This window comes from Vibrio sp. 10N.247.311.14, from assembly GCF_041467715.1.
Lineage (GTDB): Bacteria > Pseudomonadota > Gammaproteobacteria > Enterobacterales > Vibrionaceae > Vibrio > Vibrio crassostreae_C.
The window spans coordinates 36,685-57,651 of the sequence record NZ_JBFSVE010000021.1 but is presented as its reverse complement, the minus strand read 5'-3'; the positions used below and the strand labels follow the sequence as shown (position 1 = coordinate 57,651).

Below are 20,967 nucleotides of genomic sequence, written 5' to 3'. Positions count from 1 at the left end.
CTTGTAAAAAGCCTCTGGCTGTAAAATTTCAAATCCTATAGATACAAAAAAGGCTTGGACTCTAAGAGTTCAAGCCTTTTGCTTTTCTAGCTTCTAGCTTAACTTAAGCAAGAGCACCAAGTTCAAGCAGTACTTCTTCAGCCCATACAATCCATGCTTCACGGATAAGTAGGTTACGACGAAGTGTTAGACGCTCAAGGCGTGCTTGCTTGTCTAGTGTCGATGGCGTTGCGTAGTAAGCTGCTTCGATTTCACGGTAGTGAGAAACCAGTTTGCGAGACTCTTCTACTAGCTCAGCAAGTTGTACACGGTAAGCGTCAGAAGGTTGTACAGCACAAGCCATTAGCTTAGCTGAGAACTCGTCACGAACGGTTGGGTGTGCAGTTGGTTGTTCAAACCATTCACCTAGCGCGCCACGGCCAGCATCAGTGATAGAGTAAACTTTACGATCAGGTTTGCCTTCTTGAGGCTCAAGCACGCAAGTTACCTGGTCGTTCTGAGCCATTTTATTTAGCTCGCGGTAAACTTGTTGATGGCTAGCTTTCCAGAAGTAACCAATGCTTGCGGAGAATTCTTTTGTGATATCGTAACCAGTAGCATCGCGTGTACTTAAAACGGTTAGAATTACGTGTGGTAATGACATGTCTGAAATCCAAATGGTAAACAGTAAACAAATACTTAAACAACAAGTGTGCTTCTAATGGCACGTTATATTGGTTATGTCTAAGTAGCACCAACTCATCGGTTGGTTATGTCACCTTACAAAGCCGTTTATCACCTAGGTTGACCAGTTTATTGGTCAAGATGCTGCAGATTATTTTTTGGAGTGTTTCCGCAGCGGAGCAGTAGTATATCTAAATAATAAGCATAAAGTAGAATACATGGACAAAATAACCCAAAAAACTGGCAAAATACTCACTAGTGGTTATTTTGCAAAATAAAAAGGTCGCACGTGGCGACCTTTTGTTCTTTTTTTAGATATAAATGCTGATCAGGTTATAGTAGGAATCACTAATTAACCAGTGTTTCGCATGCCTGCTGCAATGCCTGCAATCGTCACCATTAGCGCTTCTTCAAGCTCTGCTGGTGGTGTTTCACACTTACGAGTACGGTAAAGCAGTTCAGCTTGAAGCATGTTTAGTGGCTCAACGTAGATGTTACGTAGGCGGATTGACTCAAGTCCCCAAGGGTCGCTCTGCATTAGGTTCTCGTTGTTCTCAACATTTAGCACGGCTTTGATGTCTTTTTGCAGCTGTTCACGCAGTAACTCACCTAATGGTAATAGCTCTTCGTCAACAAGGCGTTGGTCGTAGTACTTAGCGATTTCCATGTTGCACTTCGAGTACACCATTTCCAACATACCGAGACGGGTAGAGAAGAACGGCCACTCGCGACACATCTCTTCGAGCAGGGCTTGATGGCCTTGATCTACAGAGTACTGAATCGCTTCACCAGCGCCTAACCATGCAGGCAGTACCAAACGGTTTTGGCTCCAAGAGAAGATCCATGGAATCGCACGTAGGCTTTCTACGCCGCCGTTCGGGTTACGTTTCGCAGGGCGAGAGCCAAGAGGCAGTTTACCTAGCTCCAGTTCAGGTGTCGCTTGACGGAAGTAAGGTACGAATTTCTCTTCGCCACGAACCACGTTGCGGTAAGCCTCACAAGATACTTGAGATAGCACTTCCATTAGGTCGCGCCACTCTTGTTTTGGCTCAGGTGGCGGCAGAAGGTTCGCCTCTAGAATCGCGCTTGCGTAAAGGTTGAAGCTGTTTACAGCAACGTCTGGTAAGCCAAGTTTAAAGCGGATCATTTCGCCTTGCTCTGTTACACGTAAACCGCCTTTCAAGCTCTTAGGTGGCTGAGAAAGAAGAGCAGCGTGCGCCGGAGCACCACCACGACCAACCGTACCGCCACGACCGTGGAATAGAGTCAGTTCAATGCCTTCTTCATCACAAACCTTAACCAGTTTGTCCATTGCATCATATTGAGCCCAACCTGCAGACATTACGCCCGCATCTTTCGCTGAGTCAGAGTATCCGATCATCACCATTTGGTGGTTCTGGATAAAGCCACGGTACAAGTCGATGCTCATTAGCTGTTTCATTACTGCTTCTGAGTTGTTCAAGTCGTCTAGCGTTTCGAACAGCGGACATACGTCCATGCGGTATGGGCAGCCACATTCTTGCAGTAGTAAGTGAACAGCCAGTACATCTGATGCAGTACGAGCCATCGAAATTACGTAAGCACCGAAGGCTTCACGAGGTTGAGCAGCAATAACCTTGCAGGTGTCTAAAACCTCTTTAACCTGTTCAGATGGCTCCCAATCGCGAGGAAGAAGCGGACGCTTAGAGCTTAATTCATTGGTTAAGAAAGCAATCTTGTCTTGCTCGTTCCATTGGTCGTAGTCGCCAATGCCTAGGTAGCGAGTCAGTTCAGACAGTACATCTGAGTGACGAGTACTTTCTTGACGAACATCGAGACGAACTAGGTGTACACCGAACGCTTTTAGGCGGCGCAGAGTATCAAGCAGAGAACCGTCTGCGATTACGCCCATGCCACATTCGTGCAGCGATTGGTAACATGCGTAAAGCGGTGTCCAAAGTTGGTCGATGTTCTGTAGTGTTTCTTTCTTCGGTACTTCAGCATCATGCAGTTTTGCATCGAGCACTTCTAACGTGTTGTTCAGCAGAGTACGTAGGCTCTTTAGGATTGCTCGGTAAGCTTCATGCTCATCACCCGCTAGTTCACGAACGGCATCATTACACTTAGTCATCGATAGTTCGGTAATCAGCTCGTTTACGTCACCTAGGTAAAGGTCAGCGGCTTTCCAGCGAGATAGGCGCAGTACTTCTTTGGTGATGGTGTGCGTTACGAATGGGTTACCATCGCGATCACCGCCCATCCAAGATGAGAAGTGTACCGGGCGCGCATCAATTGGTAGACCTTCACCAAGGTAGCCTTTTAGTCGGCCGTCCATTTCACGTAGGAAATCTGGTACAGCTTCCCAAAGTGAGTTTTCAACAACCGCAAAGCCCCATTTCGCTTCATCAAGTGGCGTAGGGCGTTGCTGACGAATCACATCTGAGTGCCAACCTTGAGCGATCAGTTGCTCTAGGCGGCGTTCGGTTTTCACGCGCTCTTTGTGTGATAGGTCGCTTAATTCTAATTTAGACAGACACTCGTTGATCTTAACTAGCTTGTTGATCATGGTGCGACGAGTGATTTCTGTTGGGTGTGCAGTCAGAACGAGTTCAATGTTCAGGTCGCGAACGGCTTGAGCCGCGTCTAGCTTGCTGATGTCATTCTGGTTTAATTTGGAAAATAGAGATTGCAGCACGTCTGGTTCACAAACATGCTCCTCACAGTGGCGAGAGATGGTGTGGTACTGCTCTGCCATGTTGGTGAGGTTGAGAAATTGGTTAAATGCACGAGCAACAGGAGTGAGTTGTTCGTTCGGCAGGTTTTTGATTTCTTCAACTAGGCTGTCACGGTCAGCTTTGTTGCCTGCGCGGGCGGATTTGGAAAGTTTACGGATAGTCTCCACTTTCTCTAAGATAACGTCACCATGTGCATCTTGGATTGTGTTACCTAGCAAGCGTCCCAGCATGCTTACGTTACTCTTGAGAGCGGCGTATTTCTCGTTCATTGTCATCCTGCCTCGTAAAAAAATTACATCCATTGTTCCTTGTTAAGTACACAATCTAGCGAAAAGTGCTGTATCTAGTCAAATAAAGCATTCTAAGTTTGCAATTATTAGTTTTCGAAATGCGGGAGAAGTAAATTTCCCAATAGTTCGGAATTAAAGTGAAATTTAATTACAAGATCAGGCTGTGTCTGGGATAACAGAATAAAAGCCACCTTTTCGGGTAGCTTTTATACGAAAATATTGGAAGAAAAGTAATAACTAGAAACAATATTTGCGGATCGACTTACTCAGAACATCAATCGTTGGATCGATAAAATCGAAGCTTAGGAACTCATCTGGTTGGTGAGCTTGGTCGATTGAGCCTGGACCCAGCACTAAGGTTGGGCAAAGTTCTTGAAGGAAAGGTGCTTCTGTACAGTAGTTCACGGTTTGTGATTCAGTTTCGCAAACTGATTCCATGCCACCGATAAATGGATGGTCATGTTGGCACTCGTAACCCGGGATAGGTTCGTGCAGTGGCGTAATCTCAATTCTGCCCGGCCATTTTGCTTCTACTTCTTTGAGTGCGCTGCGCAGCATGTTATCCAAGCCATCTAGGCTGATACCTGGCAAAGGACGCACATCATAGTGCAGCTCACAGCAACCACAGATACGGTTGGCACTGTCGCCACCGTGGATATGGCCAAGGTTTAGAGTGGGGCTTGGAATTGCGAAACCCGGGTGGTGATACTCTTTGACTAGCTTGTCACGCAGTTGCATTAAAGCGAACAACACTTCATGCATGATCTCGATGGCGTTGACACCTAATGCAGGATCAGAAGAGTGACCTGATTTACCCGTTACTCGCACAGCGTTAGCAACATGGCCTTTATGGCCACGAATCGGCACAAGGCTGGTTGGCTCACCAATAATGCAGTAATCCGGTTTAAACGGTGCATTTTCAGTGAAATGACGCGCACCCAGCATGGTGGTCTCTTCGTCACAGGTTGCCAATACATATAGCGGCTTGGTCTGTTTGCTCCAATCCATCTTCTTTGCCGCTTCATAAACGAAAGCGAAAAAGCCTTTCATATCGGCTGTGCCTAATCCATAGAAGCGATTGTTGTGTTCTGTTAGTGCGTGAGGGTCGAAGTTCCAACGTCCTTCATCAAATGGCACTGTGTCGCTGTGTCCTGCGAGTAGCAAGCCACCTTCGCCCGATCCCATCTTAGCGACCATATTATGCTTGCCGGGTTCGACTTCCACGACTTCAACGCTAAAGCCTACGTCTTTAAACCATTGAGCCATTTTTTCGATCACTTTCTCGTTGCCATGATCCCAGCTTGGATCGGTCGAGCTAATAGAGTCTGTGGAAATTAGGCCTTTGTAGACCTCAAGAAAACTCGGTAATTGCATAATAACTTCACTTCTACTATTGACAGGAAAACCATAAGTCGGTAAAACACATATTAAATCATATTTAATGCATAAGAAATCAAATAAAGCTAAAAATTAAGTATGAATAGTCAAATTTGAAATGTAACTTACCTCAAAAATGGATGTGTTGAGATGTTGAAAACCACGATCATTGGCGCAAGCGGCTACACAGGAGCAGAACTGGCTCTAATGATAAACAGACACCCTGAGCTCACGCTATCAGGTTTATATGTCTCAGCCAATAGTGTAGACGCAGGTAAACCTATTGCGGCACTGCACGGTAAGTTAGCTGGTTTGATTGATATGCCAGTACAACCTTTAACAAATCCGGAAGAAGTAGCTAAACAGTCTGATGTGATTTTCTTAGCCACTGCACACGAAGTCAGTCACGACCTAGCGCCAATCTTTCTAGAGAACGATTGCCAAGTCTTCGACCTATCGGGTGCATTCAGAGTTAAAGGCGAAAACTTCTATCAAGAGTTTTACGGTTTTGAACATCAACACGAACAATGGCTAGACAAAGCGGCTTACGGTTTAGCGGAATGGAACGAACAAGAAATTAAAGAAGCTCAGCTTGTTGCGGTAGCGGGCTGTTACCCAACCGCATCACAACTGGCGATTAAGCCTTTGGTTGAAGCCAAGTTACTGGATGAAAACCAATGGCCAGTGATTAACGCGACTAGCGGTGTGACTGGTGCGGGCCGCAAGGCGACGATGGTTAACAGCTTCTGCGAAGTGAGCCTGCAAGCTTATGGTGTATTCAATCACCGTCATCAACCTGAAATGGCTGCACATCTAGGATGTGATGTGATTTTTACTCCGCACCTAGGCAACTTTAAGCGCGGTATTTTAGCGACCATCACCATGAAATTGGCTGAAGGCGTGACAGAACAACAGATACAAGATGCCTTCGAGCAAGCTTACCAAGGTAAACCAGCAGTGAGACTACTCGAAGAGACATTGCCAAGAATTCAAGATGTAGAACAGACGCCTTTCTGCGACTTAGGTTGGAAGGTTCAAGGTCAGCACATCATCGTTGTTTCAGCGATTGATAACTTATTAAAGGGTGCATCTAGCCAAGCGATGCAGTGTTTAAATTTACGTTATGGTTTTGCGCCATTAACTGCGTTAGTGTAAGGGAATCTAGATATGAGCCTTAATAATCAACCATTAATCATAAAGTTAGGTGGCGCTGCGCTATCTTGTGGTGAAACACTTAGCAAGTTATTTGGTGCGATCTCTGCTTACCAACAACAGGCACAACGACCAATCGTGATTGTTCACGGTGGCGGTTATCTTGTTGATGATTTGATGAATAAGTTGAACCTCGAAACCGTTAAGAAAGAGGGACTACGTGTTACTCCTTATGATCAGATCCCTGTGATCGCTGGTGCATTAGCGGGCACGGCGAATAAATTACTTCAAGGTCAGGCGATTAAAGACGGTATCAATGCCGTTGGTTTAAGCCTAGCAGACGGTGGTTTATGCAAAGTGAGCGAACTGAACCCTGAACTGGGGGCGGTAGGAAAAGCGGAGCCGGGCGACTCAACCGTTCTGCAAGCGATTCTTAATGCGGGCGCACTGCCTATCATTAGCTCGATTGGTCTGACTGAGCAAGGCCAACTGATGAACGTCAATGCCGACCAAGCTGCGGTTGCCGTTGCGGGTGCACTTGATGCTGAACTGGTACTGCTTTCTGATGTAAGTGGTGTGTTGGATGGCAAAGGCCACCTGATTCCAAGCCTTAATCAACAACAAGCTGATGACCTTATTGCAGGCAAAGTGATTACCGACGGTATGATCGTTAAGGTTCAAGCTGCACTAGAAGCCGCTAACGACCTTGGACGACCAATCGAAGTTGCCACTTGGCGATACCCAGAAAAGCTAACACAACTGTTTTCAGGTAAAAGCATAGGAACACAGTTTTTACCTCAGTAGGTCTCACAACGAGTCACTACTTAAAGAATTTAGACAAATTAAATAAACATATAATTATGAAGTCATTTCCAACGCTGACCGCCATGTGCAGTATGGAAACTAGGAGAAAGAAAATGAGCAAAGTTAACGTAAAGAAAGTTGTAGTAGCCTACTCTGGCGGTCTAGACACATCAGTAATCATTCCATGGTTGAAAGAGAACTATGACTGTGAAGTGGTTGCGTTTGTTGCGGATGTTGGTCAAGGCGACGAAGAGTTGATTGGTATCGAAGAGAAAGCAAAAGCTTCTGGTGCATCTGAGTGTTACATCGCAGACCTTAAAGAAGAGATGGTTGCTGACTACATCTACCCAACGCTGAAAACGGGCGCTTACTACGAAGGTAAATACCTACTAGGTACGTCGATGGCGCGTCCAATCATCGCGAAAGCACAGGTTGAAGTCGCACGTAAAGTAGGTGCAGACGCACTGTGTCACGGCTGTACTGGTAAAGGTAATGACCAAGTTCGTTTTGAAGGCGCATTTGCTGCACTAGCACCTGATCTACACGTAATTGCACCATGGCGTGAATGGGATCTAGTGAGTCGTGAAGAGTGTCTAGATTACCTGGCTGAGCGTAACATCCCTTGTACGGCTTCTCTTACTAAGATTTACTCGCGTGATGCAAACGCATGGCACATCTCAACAGAAGGCGGCGTTCTAGAAAACACATGGAATGCACCTAACGAAGATTGCTGGGCTTGGACTGTAGACCCTGAGCAAGCGCCAAACGAATCTGAAACAGTGACGCTTAAAGTTGAAAAAGGCGAAGTGGTTGCGGTTGATGGCGAAACAATGACGCCATACAACGCACTGGTTTACCTAAACGAGAAAGGTGCTAAGCACGGTGTTGGTCGTATCGATATCGTAGAGAACCGTCTTGTTGGCATGAAGTCTCGTGGTTGTTACGAAACTCCGGGTGGCACAATCATGATGGAAGCACTGCGTGCAGTAGAGCAACTGGTTCTTGATAAAGCGGCATTCGAATTCCGTGAAGAGCTCGGTGTTAAGGCTTCTCACCTTGTATACGATGGTCGTTGGTTCACTCCACTATGTAAGTCAATCCTTGCCGCGACAGAAGAGCTAGCACAAGACGTGAATGGTGAAGTGGTTATCAAGCTTTACAAAGGCCATGCAACGGTGACTCAGAAGCGTTCTGACAACAGCCTGTACTCAGAAGAGTTTGCAACCTTTGGTGAAGATGAAGTTTACGACCAAAGCCATGCTGAAGGCTTCATCCGCCTTTACTCGCTATCAAGCCGTATCCGTGCTTTGAATAGCCAAAAGTAATCCTAACAATGAGTTAGTGAGCTAGCCTTTGATGAAAGATTGAAGGTTAGTAAACAGACATTATTATGCAAAGCCCATTCACTATTGATTAGTGAGTGGGCTTTTTACTTTCTATTTGCCTAATAAATCAGCTTCGGTTTTTCCTATCGGATGGCATATAATTCGCGCTCCACGCTAAAAATAATCAATGGATTGAACTGTTGGTGAATAAATATGTGAAAATAATGAATTAATACTTTATTTTCATTTTGAATTGCCGTAAGTTTAAACCATCAGAAAAATACTGAATCTTAATCAGAATTATCATTTGCAAAAACAGTGAGCACTGTGCAATTAGGAGATACACAATGGCATTATGGGGCGGTAGATTTACCCAAGCAGCAGACACCCGGTTCAAAGATTTTAACGATTCTCTTCGTTTTGATTACCGATTGGCTGAGCAAGACATTGTGGGCTCAATTGCCTGGTCTAAAGCTCTACTGTCGGTCAACGTATTAACAGAAGAAGAGCAACAGAAGCTTGAGTTAGCGCTGAATGAGCTAAAACTTGAGGTGATGGAAGATCCTGAACAGATTCTACGTTCTGATGCAGAAGATATTCACAGCTGGGTTGAGCAGCAACTTATCGGCAAAGTCGGTGACTTGGGCAAAAAACTTCACACTGGCCGTTCTCGTAACGACCAAGTGGCGACAGACCTGAAACTATGGTGTCGTCAGCAAGGTAACCAACTGCTACTGGCATTGGATCGCCTACAAAGCCAAATGGTGAACGTTGCTTCTCAGCATCAAGAAACCGTGCTTCCTGGCTACACTCACTTACAACGTGCTCAGCCGGTAACTTTTGCTCACTGGTGCTTGGCTTACGTTGAAATGCTTGAGCGTGATTATTCACGTTTGAATGATGCGATTAAGCGTCTAGACACATGTCCGCTGGGTTCTGGTGCCCTTGCTGGAACAGCTTACCCGATGGACCGTGAAGAGTTAGCTCACAACTTAGGTTTCCGTCGTGCAACGCGCAACTCTCTAGATTCAGTTTCTGACCGCGACCATGTGATGGAGCTAATGTCGATTGCTTCTATCTCTATGCTTCACCTTTCGCGTCTTGCAGAAGATATGATTTTCTACAACTCAGGTGAATCAAACTTCATCGAGTTAGCGGATACCGTGACGTCAGGTTCATCTCTGATGCCACAAAAGAAAAACCCAGATGCGCTAGAGCTTATCCGTGGCAAAACTGGCCGTGTTTACGGTTCATTAGCGGCAATGATGATGACAGTAAAAGCTCTGCCTTTGGCGTACAACAAAGACATGCAAGAAGATAAAGAAGGTCTGTTCGACGCTTTAGATACTTGGAATGATTGTATGGAAATGGCAGCACTCTGTTTTGACGGCATTAAAGTGAACGGCGAACGTACACTTGAAGCCGCGAAACAAGGCTACGCGAACTCAACTGAATTGGCTGATTACCTAGTAGCGAAAGGGATTCCTTTCCGTGAAGCTCACCATATTGTTGGTGTGACGGTAGTGGCGGCGATTGCTAAAGGCTGTGCATTAGAAGAATTAACCATCGCAGAGATGAAAGAGTTCTCTGAGGTGATTGAGGAAGATGTGTATGACATCCTGACCATTGAATCGTGTCTTGAAAAACGTAGCGCGCTAGGCGGTGTATCTCCACAGCAAGTGGCTTACGCGGTTGACCAAGCTGAGAAACGTTTATCACAGCGTGATACGTCCATCGTCAAGGTTCGTCCTGCTCGTCTGACCGATATTGAAGCGTTGGAAGGTATGGTCGCTTACTGGGCGAACATGGGTGAAAACCTACCTCGTTCTCGTAATGAACTGGTGCGTGATATTGGCTCGTTTGCGGTCGCAGAGCATCATGGTGAGGTGACAGGTTGTGCATCACTCTATGTGTATGACTCTGGCCTAGCGGAAATCCGTTCACTGGGTGTCGAAGCTGGCTGGCAAGGTCAAGGGCAGGGTACCGCAATTGTGCAGCACTTGGTTGAGAAAGCGCGACAAATGGCCATCAAGAAGGTGTTTGTGCTGACTCGTACACCTGAGTTCTTCATGAAGCATGATTTCTTACCGACATCGAAATCTCTGTTGCCTGAGAAGGTACTGAAAGATTGTGACCAGTGTCCTCGTCAACATGCGTGTGATGAAGTGGCATTGGAAGTGAACTTGGTAGAGCAGATAATTGCTAAGGTTAATGTTGCATAAGGCATTGATTTTATAGCTCCTAAAAAAAAGATCAAAAATCTGATCTTTTTTGGGAACAAACTAAGAAAAGCCCGGTCTATTAAAGTACCACTGCTTTTTCTTAGAATTTTCTAAGAAAGCCCTAGAATCGATTGGTTCTGGGGCTTTTTTCTATCTGCTGTTTGGGAAATGACAATAGCTCGAAAATTATGATGAATTATCGGATTGTTTAGCCCTGTCTCTAATCACTACTCTTTATCCAATAAAGACTTCCAGCTAACGTTTTTTGCCCTTTAACGGTAGCACCACAAACTTCATGACCCAATGCAACGACAGCAAGCCACTGAACGCGAAAGCGGCCATCATCAACGCGATGGCATTGATGGTTTTTTGGTCTTCTCTGAAAAACAACCACCATACTCCCCAACTCAAAATCGACAACACCATCAGCTGATTCATGCAACGCTGGCAGCGACCGAGTTTGTTACGGATTTTTTCACTTTTATTGCAATGAATGCATGTCATCTTGGGTTTGATTCGCGTTATGCTTGTTGCCCTGATAATAACACGTCACAAGATATTGGATCACGGTGACACAGAGAGAGAAAGTCGATGATTGAGCGCCAAGAAACCAAGCAACGTATGAGCCGTATTGTTAAACACAACGGTACTATCTACCTATGTGGCCAAGTTTGTGCTGATGCAACTAAAGACATCACTGAACAAACTCAAACCATGTTAGATAAAGTAGAAGCGCTACTTGAGCAAGCAGGCAGCGACAAAGAGCACATGCTGTCAGTAACGATTTACTTGAAAGACATGAAAGACTTCCAAGAAATGAATGCAGTGTGGGATGCATGGGTACCAGAAGGTCACGCTCCAGCTCGCGCATGTGTGACAGGCGACATGGCTCGCGAAGCGCTACTTGTTGAGATCTCTGTGATTGCTGCTGAGAAGTAATTGCTTAAAGCTTTTAGTGACGCAATGGCTTCAAGAGATTCCAGATACCTCGTCCCTCGGTTCTGGAATGACGAGTTTAGTTTTGGTTTAGCTGATGCGTCACTTTGATTTGCTTCAGTTTAGACGCGTTTTGAAAAGCACCGTTATTCTGGTTAGCTTCGCCTAGACGTGTATGAAAATTGCTGTCATTCCCGAGAGCGACGAAGGAGCGTAATCGGGAATCTATAGTTTACTCGTTGCCAAAAACAAAAAGGAAAGCCAATGGCTTTCCTTTTTAGTATCTAACGTTTGTTAACTGCTAATTGACTGGCGCTAGTCTGAGATTAACAACCAGGGCCACAATCTAGGCAGTGTTTCACCATCTCTGGGCCTAGGTGCAGTTTCGCATTCAGGTCACGTAGGGCAGTTCGTACACCCTCTTCGATTACTGGGTGGTAGAACGGCATGTCTAGCATCTCAGAAACCGTCATCTTGTTCTGGTGTGCCCATGCTAATAAGTGAGCCAAGTGTTCTGCGTTTGGTCCCATCATCTCAGCACCAAGGAAGCGGCCTGTGCCTTGCTCGCCGTATACGTGCAGAATACCTTTGTTGCGAAGCATCACTCGTGAACGACCTTGGTTTTCGAAAGACACTTCACCCGTTGCGAAACAGCCACATGTGCCTAAGCGTGTGGTGATCTCTTTGTAGGTTTCACCAACCATCGCGATTTGCGGGTCAGAGAATACTGCCGAGATTTTAGAGCGGCGTAGGCCTGCACGAATCTCTGGGAAGCGACCTGCATTGTCACCCGCAATACGAGCTTGGTCTGCTGCTTCATGCAGTAGAGGCAGTTGGTTACTCGCATCACCAGCGATAAATATTGATGGTAGTGATGTTTGTAGCGTGTAGTGGTCTGCGATTGGCACACCACGTTCATCAAGCTCTAGAGAGGTATTCTCTAAGCCAAGCTTGTCAGTGTTAGGGCGACGACCTGTTGCTGCTAGTACGTATTCAACGACGTTAGTTTCTAATTCACCTTGTTTATTGATGAACTGGATTTCGACACGTGGCTCACCCGATTCAGTGGTAATGCGCTTCATGCTTTCGATTTTCACGTCGGCATCGAGATAGAACTCTTCATTGAAAGCTTTATCTGCATAAGCCATGATCTCTGGATCAGTTACTGGGCCAACTTGACCACCCAAACCGAACAGTTTGGTCTTCACACCTAAGCGGTGCAGTGACTGACCAAGCTCAAGACCAATAACACCAGGGCCAAATACCGCAACCGATTCTGGTAAATCATCCCAGCTGAACACGTCGTCGTTAATGATCAGGCGATCGCCAAGCTCATTCCAAACGGCAGGGTATGCAGGGCGAGAACCGGTCGCGATAACAATACGCTTAGCGGTGACAACCGTGTGGTCATCAATTTGTAGTGTGTTGTCATCTAAGAACTTTGCGTAGCCAGAGATCTTGTCTTGCTCTGGGATTTCATCAACGCCTTCTAAAACAAAACCAACAAAACGGTCACGCTCAAACTTCACTCGGTCCATCACTTCACGGCCGTTAATCACGATATCACCTTGTGGGTGAACGCCAAAAGCCGGAGCTTTCTCGATTTGGTGTACGCTTTCCGCAGCTGCAATAAGCAGTTTAGATGGCATACAACCAACACGAGCACAGGTTGTACCGTAAGGGCCACCTTCAATCATCACGACACTGTCAGTGTGTGCTTTTGCAGCGCGGTAAGAACCTAAACCTGCCGTACCGCCCCCGATAACTGCTACATCTACATTGACTTGTTTCATAATAATTTTCTCGCAATGGCTAAATTTGGTTTGAACGAACCCCTCCAACTCTGATGATTTTTTGAGAGTCAGGATTGCGGGTCAGTTTTGTGATTCTGTTTTATTAGGTTTAGCTTGTGACTCTGCTTTTATTGCTAACTATAGGTTAGTAAAAGACAGGCGAGTCACCAGCTATATTCTTTTTCCCAAAACTCAGATAAGAGTGTTTGGAATAGCTAACCCACAAGAGGGTGGGTTAGCTGATACTTCTAAGCCTATATCGGCGATGAAGCGATTAGCCTAGGAAAGTTTCTAGTTCTTCACTACCACCGATGTGTTTGCCACCGATGAATACTTGAGGAACGGTAGTGCGACCAGAGATTGCACGTAGGCTTACTGTTGTTGCATCTTTACCTAGAACCACTTCTTCGTAGTTCAGACCTTTGTCGATTAGGTTCTGTTTTGCTTTCATACAGAAAGGACAGCCTGGCTTAGTGAATACTGTGATTGACTCTTGCTCTTTGTGCTCAGGAGCAAGGTAGTTAAGCATAGTATCTGCATCAGAAACCTTGAACGGGTCGCCTGGTACGTCTTCTTCGATGAACATTTTTTCTACCACGCCGTTTTTAACCAGCATGCTGTAACGCCATGAACGTTTGCCGAAGCCGATGTCGTTTTTCTCAACTAGCATACCCATGCCGTCTGTGAAATCACCGTTACCATCTGGGATGAATGTGATGTTTTCCGCTTCTTGGTCTGCTTTCCAAGCGTTCATTACGAATGTGTCGTTTACTGAAACACACAGAATGTCATCAACACCGTTTTCTTTGAATACAGAGTGTAGCTCGTTGTAACGAGGTAGGTGGCTTGACGAACATGTTGGCGTAAACGCACCTGGTAGGCTGAATACGATAACTGTCTTGTCTTTGAATAGCTCTTCTGTCGTTACGCTAACCCATGCATCACCTTGGCGAGTTGGGAATGTTACTTGAGGGATTGATTGACCTTCTTTAGATGCAAACATATTGATTTCCTTAAATAGTATTTTTAATTTTGTTCTATCAGAGCTTAACGTTTTTCTTCGCTCTGTTTCGTTTCGTTGAGCCCATTATTAGATAAATCCTTTGATAGCTCTAATCGTTTGATGTTATGGTTTTGATAGGTAAATTCTATCAAGAGCATTTTTCTTTTAAATGTTTCTATTAGAACCCTTGTTCTTATTAAAACCTGAGGTAAGAGACTGATCATGAACATTCGTGACTTTGAATACTTGGTGGCGCTCGCAGAGCATAAACACTTCCGAAAAGCGGCAGAAGCGTGCTTTGTCAGTCAGCCGACACTAAGCGGTCAAATACGCAAACTCGAAGATGAAATTGGACTTCAGTTAACCGAGCGTAGTCCAAGGAAGGTGATATTTACAGAATCAGGGTTACAACTTGTTGAACAAGCCAAGCGTATTCTCAATGAAGTGAAAACTTTTAAAGATATGGCGAGTGGACACGGTGAAGCGATGACGGGGCCAATGCACATTGGTTTTATTCCAACCGTGGGTCCTTACATCTTGCCTAAGATTGTTCCTCATCTTAAAGAGAGCTTCCCAGATCTTGAGCTTTACCTGCATGAAGCTCAGACCCATCAGTTAGTGAGTCAACTGGAAGACGGCAAGCTTGATTGCTTGGTACTGGCTGCGGTTGATGAAACGGCGGTGTTTAAAGAGATTGATGTGTATGACGAGCCGTTAAGTGTTGCCGTTCCATGTGACCACGAGTGGGCTCAACAAGACACTGTCGATATGCTGCAGCTAAATGGACAAACCGTACTGGCGCTAGGTGACGGTCACTGTTTAAGAGACCAAGCCTTGGGTTTCTGTTTTGCTGCGGGTGCCAAAGATGACGAGCGCTTTAAGGCAACCAGCTTAGAAACGCTGCGTAACATGGTCGCGGCGGGGGCGGGCATTACCTTGCTACCTCAGTTATCGGTGCCAAAGGAAAAGCAGAAAGATGGTGTGTGTTACGTACCTGCGGTGAATCCAACACCTTCACGTCGAATTGTGGTCGCATATCGTCCGGGCTCTCCATTGAAGGGACGTTTCGAGCAACTGGCTGAGACGATTCGAACTCAACTGGAGAAGACGGCTTAGCGCTTGAATTTAGAGCCTAGTCTGGTCAGATATAGATATATAAAAAGGGTTGATATGAATTCATATCAACCCTTTTTGTTGGTTCATGTTACTAGGTTCTACAAACCTTAGTTAGAACAGTTCTTCTACTGCTTCACCTGATGAGGTTGAGTAGATGTCATCATTGAAACGTTCAGTGATGTACTCGGTTGGCTCTGTGCCTTTCTCGAAGTACTCGAACATTGATGAGCTATCGAACTTGTTGGTCAGTAAGCCAGTTTCACGGTCGATACGAACACGGACGATGTTCTCAGGAATCTCTTTACGCTCAGCAGGAACACCCGCTAACGCCGTACCCATGAAATCAACCCATGCAGGTTCTGCTGTTTTCGCGCCAGCTTCTGCACCCGTAATTTGGTTCTTACCAAGATTTGAGTTCGCTTTGGTTCTGCCTAGGTTGCGGTTGTGGTTATCAAAACCAACCCATACCGTTGCAACCATGCCAGGGCCGTAACCGCTGTACCAAGTATCTTTCGAATCGTTGGTGGTACCCGTTTTTCCGCCAATGTCACGACGCTTCAACGGCTGTGCACGCCAACCTGTACCGTTCCAACCCGTACCTGCGCTCCAATCACCGCCACCCCAGATGTTGCTGTACATCATTTCACGAACAAGGAATGCGTTCTGTTCAGAGATAACTTGAGGTGCGTATTGTACTTTGGCATCCACATCTTGCTCTGCAAACTCATCAGCCATTGGGTCTGAGGTCATTTGCTGTTGGCAATCGTCTTTACAAACCACTTTTGGTGTCGCTTCAAATTCAGTCTCACCAAATGGTGTCTCAATGCGGCTGATGTAGAAAGGTTCAACGTAGTAGCCGCCATTAGCGAATACTGAGTAACCTTGAGCTACTTTCATTGGCGTTAAGCTACCCGCACCCAGAGCAATGGTTTCAGAGCGCGGAACTTCATCAATATCAAAGCCAAATCGAGTTAGGTAGTTACGAGTATCATCTAGACCTACTTCGCGCAGTACACGTACCGCCATTACGTTTTTAGACTGAGCTAAGCCAATACGTAAACGAGTTGGACCCACGTAAGTCGGTGGCGAGTTCTTTGGTCGCCATGCGGTACCTTGGCTCTTATCCCATTGGTTAATCGGTGCATCGTTGATCAGTGAGGCTAGCGTTAAGCCTTTCTCAATCGCTGCTGAGTAGATAAAGGGTTTGATACCAGAACCCACCTGACGAATAGATTGCGTTGCACGGTTGAACTTGTTGTGGACAAAGTTAAAGCCACCGACCATCGACAATACCGCGCCGTTGTTCGGGTTCATTGCAACAAATGCTGTGTTCGCATTCGGTACTTGGCTTAGTCGCCATACAATCGGTGTTTCTGATTCTGCAGTCGCTGACTCTTCTGTCGGCTCTTCAGAGACTTCATCGCCGGTAACGGCTTCATGGCGAACCCAGATTTGTTCACCAACCGCCAGAATTTCTTTCGCTTGAGAAGGCGCTGGTCCTTGGCGGTTATCCGTTAGGAATTTACGCGCCCAGTTCATGCCTTGCCATTCGATAGTGCCTTCACCTTGGTTCTTAACCCAAATTTGAGCACTTTTCGAATCAACCGCGGTAACAACAGCAGGGACTAGGTCACCATAGGTTGGTTGAGACTTAAGGTGTTTAACGATTTGTTCTTGATCCCACGCTGATTGCGCAGTCTGCCACAATACTTTTTCAGCACCACGGTAGCCGTGACGCTCATCGTAGCCAAGTAGGTTCTTAATTGCGGCTTGGTTCGCTGCTTTTTGCAGTTTCGAATCAACGGTCGTGTAGACCTTCATGCCTGATGTATAAGCTTCTTCACCATAGCGTTCCACCATCCAAGCACGTGCAACTTCAGCAACATATGGCGCGCTCAGTTCGATCTCTGCACCGTGGTATTTCGAGATAAGCTCTTCGCTACGAGCGTCATCGAACTCTGCTTGAGTGATGTATTTCTCGTCTAACATACGACGCAATACAACGTTACGACGGTTAGTCGCGCGCTCAACAGAGTAAATAGGGTTCATTGTCGAAGGTGCTTTTGGCATACCCGCAAGGGTCGCAATTTCACTCAGCGTGAGATCAGGAAGATCTTTACCGAAGTAAACACGTGCTGCCGCGCCAAAACCATACGAACGGTGACCAAGGAAGATCTTGTTGACGTAAAGCTCCATGATCTCTTCTTTACTAAGAAGTTGCTCAATGTGGATCGCAATGAAGATCTCTTTGATCTTACGCATAATCTTTTTCTCATTAGATAAGAAGAAGTTACGCGCAAGCTGCTGAGTAATGGTACTCGCACCTTGTTTGGCTGAACCCGACATTGCAACCACGAGTGCTGCACGTGTGATACCGATTGGGTCAATACCTGGGTGTTCATAGAAACGGCTATCTTCGGTGGCAATCAGAGCCTCAACTAAGTGGCGAGGAATCTCGTCATAAGTGACTGGATTACGACGCTTTTCACCAAATTGAGAGATCAGCTTACCGTCTTGACTGAAGACTTGCATCGGCGTTTGGAGTTCTACGTCGCGCAAAGTGGCAACATCAGGCAACTCTGGTTTTACGTAAAAATAAAACCCGAAAATTGTACTGACTCCAAGAATCATGCAAATCAATGTAAATATGAATAATCGCTTTATGAACTTCACCGGATAATCCCTGATTAGTTAAGGCTGATAAGCAGCAAACCCTTGTACTCTAGGCTAAAAACTTAGCTTTCGTTTATTAACGCTTATTTAACTAATAATCACAACCCCTAGATAATCAACGAAATGCTTGGCACTTCAGGAGCTAGGTCACATGGGTTCATCATTAATTACAGGTATAGATATAAATCATCACAGCATCAAAGCCGTGGTACTAAAACCCGTGGGGGAGTTGTATGCCCTAGTGGGATACAAAGAGCTGCCGATTTCGGACGACATTTTTACAGCTAACCATACTTTGGAGTATCAGAAAACTGTTAAGAAACTTAAAGAACTTAGGAAAGGACTGCCTTTTGGCTGTCGCAACGTCGCCATTTCGGTACCTGATAACACGGTGATCAGCAAAGTACTGCAAATAGAGAGTGAGTTAGAAGACAGAGAAAAAGAGTTTTCTATCTATCAAACCTTCGCCCATCAATCTCCCTTTCCTATCGAGGAGCTGAGTTTAGATTTTGTAAAGCTGGAAGACAAACGATTTGGTAAAGGTTCGACAAGCAGTTATCAGGTATACGCCACTCGTAAAGAAGTTGTGGATAGCCGAGCGGATGCATTAACCAAGGCTGGCTTCAAACCTGTGGTGGTGGATACACAGGCGCATGGGCTACTTAATATCTGGCAATTGGCCTCGCGCCTGTATCCCGATAAGAAAAACTGGTTGCTAGTGGATGTTGGAATCGACCAAACCTCGCTAGGGGTTATCCCGCAGAATTCGGCGCCTTTCTATAAAGACATCGCCTTTGGCACTCAAGATCTTCGCAGCTCAGATGACCCGAGTGATATCGAGAGCGTGTTCGGTACTATGGAAGAGACACATCAATTCATTGTTAACCTGATTGAGAAGCTCAAGCGTCAATTGCAGCTCTATTCATCGGGAAATGCGCAGCAACCTATCTCAGGGATTTGGTTGATGGGCGAGGGCGCCAGCATCCCTATGGTAACCGAAGAGCTAGAACGCCATTTTCAGTTGAGCTGCGAGTCATTGAATCCTTTGTCTTTATTTGAGAATAAGGTCGCCAAGAGACGCCGACTGCCGATTGACTGGCAACACTTTGGTATCGCGGCGGGTATGGCGATGAGTGGGCTCAAGTGGCAGGGAGAGAAGCATGTTGCATCAAATTAACCTGCTGCCGTGGCGTGATGAGATTCGTGCTCAGCACAAGAAGCGTTTTATCCATCTGGTCATTCTTGGCGTCATCATTGCGCTTATAGGGCAATGGGCGGTTGGTCACTATTTTCACGATCAACAAGCCAAGCAGCAAGCTCGCCTCAATTACCTCAATCAGTACATTGCTGAGCTCGACCGACAAATTCAGTCGTTAAAAGTCGCAGAGCAAGAACACAAAGCCATTCTGACTCGACTTGATGTGGTTGAGTCGCTGCAGCTTGGCCGTAATAAGACCACCGACTTCATGAACTTGATGCCGGAGCTGATTCCAGAGGGTGTGTATGTCGACAAGATAAAGATGAATGGTCAGGAGATTGAAATGTCGGGCATCAGCGACAGCACTGCTCGTCTCGCCACCATGTTGGACAACCTCGAACGTTCAGATTCTTTGAAAGGGGTCGAGATGCACTCTATCGTTCATAACCGCAAGCGCTTCAATAAAGAGTTTCAGACCTTCAAGGTCTCTTTTGTGTTTAGCCCTGTGTCTTTAGAAAACACAACCGCGAGCAGAAAAGATAAGGGGGCGCATCATGGCTAACCTTCAAAATAGGATTAGTAGGCAAAACAGGATGAGCTTGCAAGATCTCGATGTTGATGAGATCACCGAATGGCCATTGCTGCCTCAGCTTCTCGTGATTCTGGTGTTGATAGTGTTAATCCAAGGTGTAGGCACTTGGCTTTATGTGTTGCCACTCGACGATGAACTGCAACAGATGAAGCAACAAGAACAAACCTTAAAGACGACCTTGCGAATAAAGGCCAACAAGGTTGCAGCCTTGCCTAAATTGCAGAGTCAGCTGGATGAACTAACCAGTCGCTACGATTACCTGTTAGAGCAGCTGCCTGTTCAAAAAGAGCTAGCAAGTATGTTGGCGTCTGTGAATGAACTCGGCTTGGATAATTCGCTGACCTTTACTCGAATCGATTGGGGACAAAAACAGAACAAGGAGTTTCTCTATCGATTGCCTCTCAATATAGAGCTGACAGGTGACTATCACGAGATTGGTGACTTCTCTGCTGCCATCGCCAAGCTGCCGCGTATTATTAGCTTTGATGATGTGAATTGGCAGCGAGTCAGTCAAGAAAGTAGCACGCTGCACTTTAGGGTTCGAGCTTATACCTACCAGTTTAAATCGGAGGTTAATGATGAAACCCAATAGCGCGTTTTACTCAATCGTATTGATACTTGCGTTGTCAGGCTGCAAAGCTAATCAAGACTCACTGCAAGATTTTGTGGCGCAGGTTGAAGCCAAGGCGAGAAAAGATGTCGAGCAACTTGTCCCAGCAACTGAATTCACGGCGGCGACTTATCAGCGCCGATCTTTGCGTCCTCCCTTTGAACTGCCTAAAGAAGCCATTGTGCAAAACCAACCCTTGGTTAAGAAAGACTGTTGGCAACCCAGCGCCCGTTCTCGTAATGGCAAGTTAGAGAAGTACCCGCTGAGTAAGCTTCGTTTAAGAGGCGTGATGGGCAGTGGCTCAAGCGTGTTTGGCTTAGTGCAAACACCCAAAGGCAACGTGGTAAACGTCAAGAAAGGCCAGTTTATCGGCTTAAACAATGGCCGAGTTACTAAGGTGACGAGCCAATACGTTCAGATTAATGAAACTCTTCCAGATGGCTTAGGTTGTTGGCATAAGCGCAACGTTAGGCTGGCTCTGAAGTAAACCAATGTCACA

Annotated in this window: 18 protein-coding genes; 10 read left to right on the top strand and 8 right to left on the bottom strand. The window is 46.0% G+C overall.

All coding sequences use genetic code 11. From position 1 onward, the window contains the following. Positions 1 to 103 precede the first annotated feature (103 nt). The 3 genes from AB6F11_RS10015 to argE form a co-directional block, all read right to left on the bottom strand. Complete coding sequence (locus tag AB6F11_RS10015; protein WP_017061141.1) at positions 104 to 643, bottom strand: PadR family transcriptional regulator; 540 nt, start codon at positions 641 to 643, stop codon at positions 104 to 106. Positions 644 to 1,015: 372 nt separating this feature from the next. Next, the gene (ppc, locus tag AB6F11_RS10010) at positions 1,016 to 3,652 is read right to left on the bottom strand and encodes a phosphoenolpyruvate carboxylase (protein WP_017071318.1); all 2,637 of its coding nucleotides are present in this window, start codon (positions 3,650 to 3,652) and stop codon (positions 1,016 to 1,018) included. 252 nt (positions 3,653 to 3,904) lie between these two features. Next, on the bottom strand, positions 3,905 to 5,041 hold the full coding sequence (argE, locus tag AB6F11_RS10005; RefSeq protein WP_009848891.1) for an acetylornithine deacetylase: 1,137 nt from the start codon (positions 5,039 to 5,041) through the stop codon (positions 3,905 to 3,907). 153 nt (positions 5,042 to 5,194) lie between these two features. Here argE and argC point away from each other — a divergent pair, with 153 nt between their 5' ends. The 4 genes from argC to argH all read left to right on the top strand — a co-directional run bounded on the left by argC (position 5,195) and on the right by argH (position 10,547). Beyond that, positions 5,195 to 6,199 carry an N-acetyl-gamma-glutamyl-phosphate reductase gene (gene argC, locus AB6F11_RS10000; RefSeq protein ID WP_017063685.1) on the top strand — a complete coding sequence of 335 codons (1,005 nt, stop codon included), beginning with the start codon at positions 5,195 to 5,197 and terminating at the stop codon, positions 6,197 to 6,199. A 12-nt stretch (positions 6,200 to 6,211) separates the two neighbouring features. After that, positions 6,212 to 7,000: an acetylglutamate kinase gene (gene argB, locus AB6F11_RS09995; RefSeq protein ID WP_017063686.1), complete on the top strand. Its 789-nt coding sequence runs from the start codon at positions 6,212 to 6,214 to the stop codon at positions 6,998 to 7,000. A 113-nt stretch (positions 7,001 to 7,113) separates the two neighbouring features. Beyond that, complete coding sequence (locus AB6F11_RS09990; RefSeq protein WP_017061137.1) at positions 7,114 to 8,325, top strand: argininosuccinate synthase; 1,212 nt, start codon at positions 7,114 to 7,116, stop codon at positions 8,323 to 8,325. A 347-nt stretch (positions 8,326 to 8,672) separates the two neighbouring features. Beyond that, positions 8,673 to 10,547: an argininosuccinate lyase gene (argH, locus tag AB6F11_RS09985; protein WP_017061136.1), complete on the top strand. Its 1,875-nt coding sequence runs from the start codon at positions 8,673 to 8,675 to the stop codon at positions 10,545 to 10,547. Positions 10,548 to 10,802: 255 nt separating this feature from the next. Here argH and AB6F11_RS09980 read toward each other — a convergent pair whose 3' ends face one another. Further along, positions 10,803 to 11,051: a DUF3624 domain-containing protein gene (locus AB6F11_RS09980; protein ID WP_102393040.1), complete on the bottom strand. Its 249-nt coding sequence runs from the start codon at positions 11,049 to 11,051 to the stop codon at positions 10,803 to 10,805. Between the two features lie 87 nt (positions 11,052 to 11,138). On the opposite strand from AB6F11_RS09980, the gene AB6F11_RS09975 reads away from it, so the two are divergent. Beyond that, on the top strand, positions 11,139 to 11,486 hold the full coding sequence (locus tag AB6F11_RS09975) for a RidA family protein (protein ID WP_102393039.1): 348 nt from the start codon (positions 11,139 to 11,141) through the stop codon (positions 11,484 to 11,486). A gap of 323 nt (positions 11,487 to 11,809) precedes the next feature. Here the strand turns inward: AB6F11_RS09975 and AB6F11_RS09970 are convergent, their stop codons facing one another. From AB6F11_RS09970 to AB6F11_RS09960, 3 genes are all read right to left on the bottom strand, one after another. Next, a complete protein-coding gene (locus AB6F11_RS09970; protein ID WP_017061134.1) occupies positions 11,810 to 13,276 on the bottom strand; it encodes a dihydrolipoyl dehydrogenase in 1,467 nt (488 codons plus the stop codon). A gap of 274 nt (positions 13,277 to 13,550) precedes the next feature. Beyond that, complete coding sequence (locus AB6F11_RS09965; RefSeq protein WP_102393038.1) at positions 13,551 to 14,279, bottom strand: glutathione peroxidase; 729 nt, start codon at positions 14,277 to 14,279, stop codon at positions 13,551 to 13,553. A 44-nt stretch (positions 14,280 to 14,323) separates the two neighbouring features. Further along, positions 14,324 to 14,503, bottom strand: a complete 180-nt coding sequence (locus AB6F11_RS09960) for a hypothetical protein (RefSeq protein WP_017096544.1) — start codon at positions 14,501 to 14,503, stop codon at positions 14,324 to 14,326. Between AB6F11_RS09960 and oxyR the strand changes: the two genes are divergently transcribed. Beyond that, on the top strand, positions 14,502 to 15,395 hold the full coding sequence (gene oxyR / locus AB6F11_RS09955) for a DNA-binding transcriptional regulator OxyR (protein ID WP_017061132.1): 894 nt from the start codon (positions 14,502 to 14,504) through the stop codon (positions 15,393 to 15,395). The two genes, AB6F11_RS09960 and oxyR, sit on opposite strands and share 2 nt — an antisense overlap. Positions 15,396 to 15,506: 111 nt before the next feature. Here the strand turns inward: oxyR and AB6F11_RS09950 are convergent, their stop codons facing one another. Then, complete coding sequence (locus AB6F11_RS09950; protein WP_032546261.1) at positions 15,507 to 18,068, bottom strand: penicillin-binding protein 1A; 2,562 nt, start codon at positions 18,066 to 18,068, stop codon at positions 15,507 to 15,509. Between the two features lie 151 nt (positions 18,069 to 18,219). On the opposite strand from AB6F11_RS09950, the gene pilM reads away from it, so the two are divergent. From pilM to AB6F11_RS09930, 4 genes are read left to right on the top strand one after another with little or no spacing between them, the layout of a single operon-like run. Beyond that, a complete protein-coding gene (gene pilM / locus AB6F11_RS09945) occupies positions 18,220 to 19,245 on the top strand; it encodes a type IV pilus assembly protein PilM (RefSeq protein WP_017061130.1) in 1,026 nt (341 codons plus the stop codon). Continuing rightward, positions 19,229 to 19,828: a PilN domain-containing protein gene (locus AB6F11_RS09940; RefSeq protein ID WP_017061129.1), complete on the top strand. Its 600-nt coding sequence runs from the start codon at positions 19,229 to 19,231 to the stop codon at positions 19,826 to 19,828. Before pilM ends, AB6F11_RS09940 begins: the two co-directional genes overlap by 17 nt. Then, the gene (locus tag AB6F11_RS09935) at positions 19,821 to 20,450 is read left to right on the top strand and encodes a type 4a pilus biogenesis protein PilO (protein ID WP_017068838.1); all 630 of its coding nucleotides are present in this window, start codon (positions 19,821 to 19,823) and stop codon (positions 20,448 to 20,450) included. Before AB6F11_RS09940 ends, AB6F11_RS09935 begins: the two co-directional genes overlap by 8 nt. Then, a complete protein-coding gene (locus tag AB6F11_RS09930; protein ID WP_102398320.1) occupies positions 20,437 to 20,955 on the top strand; it encodes a pilus assembly protein PilP in 519 nt (172 codons plus the stop codon). The genes AB6F11_RS09935 and AB6F11_RS09930 overlap by 14 nt, the downstream gene beginning before the upstream one ends. The last annotated feature ends 12 nt before the right edge of the window (positions 20,956 to 20,967 follow it).

Bases quoted from the DNA above. Each gene is read 5' to 3' on its own strand.
- argH (WP_017061136.1), top strand. From the start codon at position 8,673: ATGGCATTATGGGGCGGTAGATTTACCCAAGCAGCAGACACCCGGTTC.
- argE (WP_009848891.1), bottom strand. From the start codon at position 5,041: ATGCAATTACCGAGTTTTCTTGAGGTCTACAAAGGCCTAATTTCCACA.
- AB6F11_RS09980 (WP_102393040.1), bottom strand. From the start codon at position 11,051: ATGACATGCATTCATTGCAATAAAAGTGAAAAAATCCGTAACAAACTC.
- ppc (WP_017071318.1), bottom strand. From the start codon at position 3,652: ATGACAATGAACGAGAAATACGCCGCTCTCAAGAGTAACGTAAGCATG.
- AB6F11_RS09990 (WP_017061137.1), top strand. From the start codon at position 7,114: ATGAGCAAAGTTAACGTAAAGAAAGTTGTAGTAGCCTACTCTGGCGGT.
- oxyR (WP_017061132.1), top strand. From the start codon at position 14,502: ATGAACATTCGTGACTTTGAATACTTGGTGGCGCTCGCAGAGCATAAA.
- AB6F11_RS09940 (WP_017061129.1), top strand. From the start codon at position 19,229: ATGTTGCATCAAATTAACCTGCTGCCGTGGCGTGATGAGATTCGTGCT.
- AB6F11_RS09975 (WP_102393039.1), top strand. From the start codon at position 11,139: ATGATTGAGCGCCAAGAAACCAAGCAACGTATGAGCCGTATTGTTAAA.
- AB6F11_RS10015 (WP_017061141.1), bottom strand. From the start codon at position 643: ATGTCATTACCACACGTAATTCTAACCGTTTTAAGTACACGCGATGCT.
- AB6F11_RS09970 (WP_017061134.1), bottom strand. From the start codon at position 13,276: ATGAAACAAGTCAATGTAGATGTAGCAGTTATCGGGGGCGGTACGGCA.
- AB6F11_RS09960 (WP_017096544.1), bottom strand. From the start codon at position 14,503: ATGATCAGTCTCTTACCTCAGGTTTTAATAAGAACAAGGGTTCTAATA.
- AB6F11_RS09930 (WP_102398320.1), top strand. From the start codon at position 20,437: ATGAAACCCAATAGCGCGTTTTACTCAATCGTATTGATACTTGCGTTG.
- AB6F11_RS09935 (WP_017068838.1), top strand. From the start codon at position 19,821: ATGGCTAACCTTCAAAATAGGATTAGTAGGCAAAACAGGATGAGCTTG.
- pilM (WP_017061130.1), top strand. From the start codon at position 18,220: ATGGGTTCATCATTAATTACAGGTATAGATATAAATCATCACAGCATC.
- argC (WP_017063685.1), top strand. From the start codon at position 5,195: ATGTTGAAAACCACGATCATTGGCGCAAGCGGCTACACAGGAGCAGAA.
- AB6F11_RS09965 (WP_102393038.1), bottom strand. From the start codon at position 14,279: ATGTTTGCATCTAAAGAAGGTCAATCAATCCCTCAAGTAACATTCCCA.
- argB (WP_017063686.1), top strand. From the start codon at position 6,212: ATGAGCCTTAATAATCAACCATTAATCATAAAGTTAGGTGGCGCTGCG.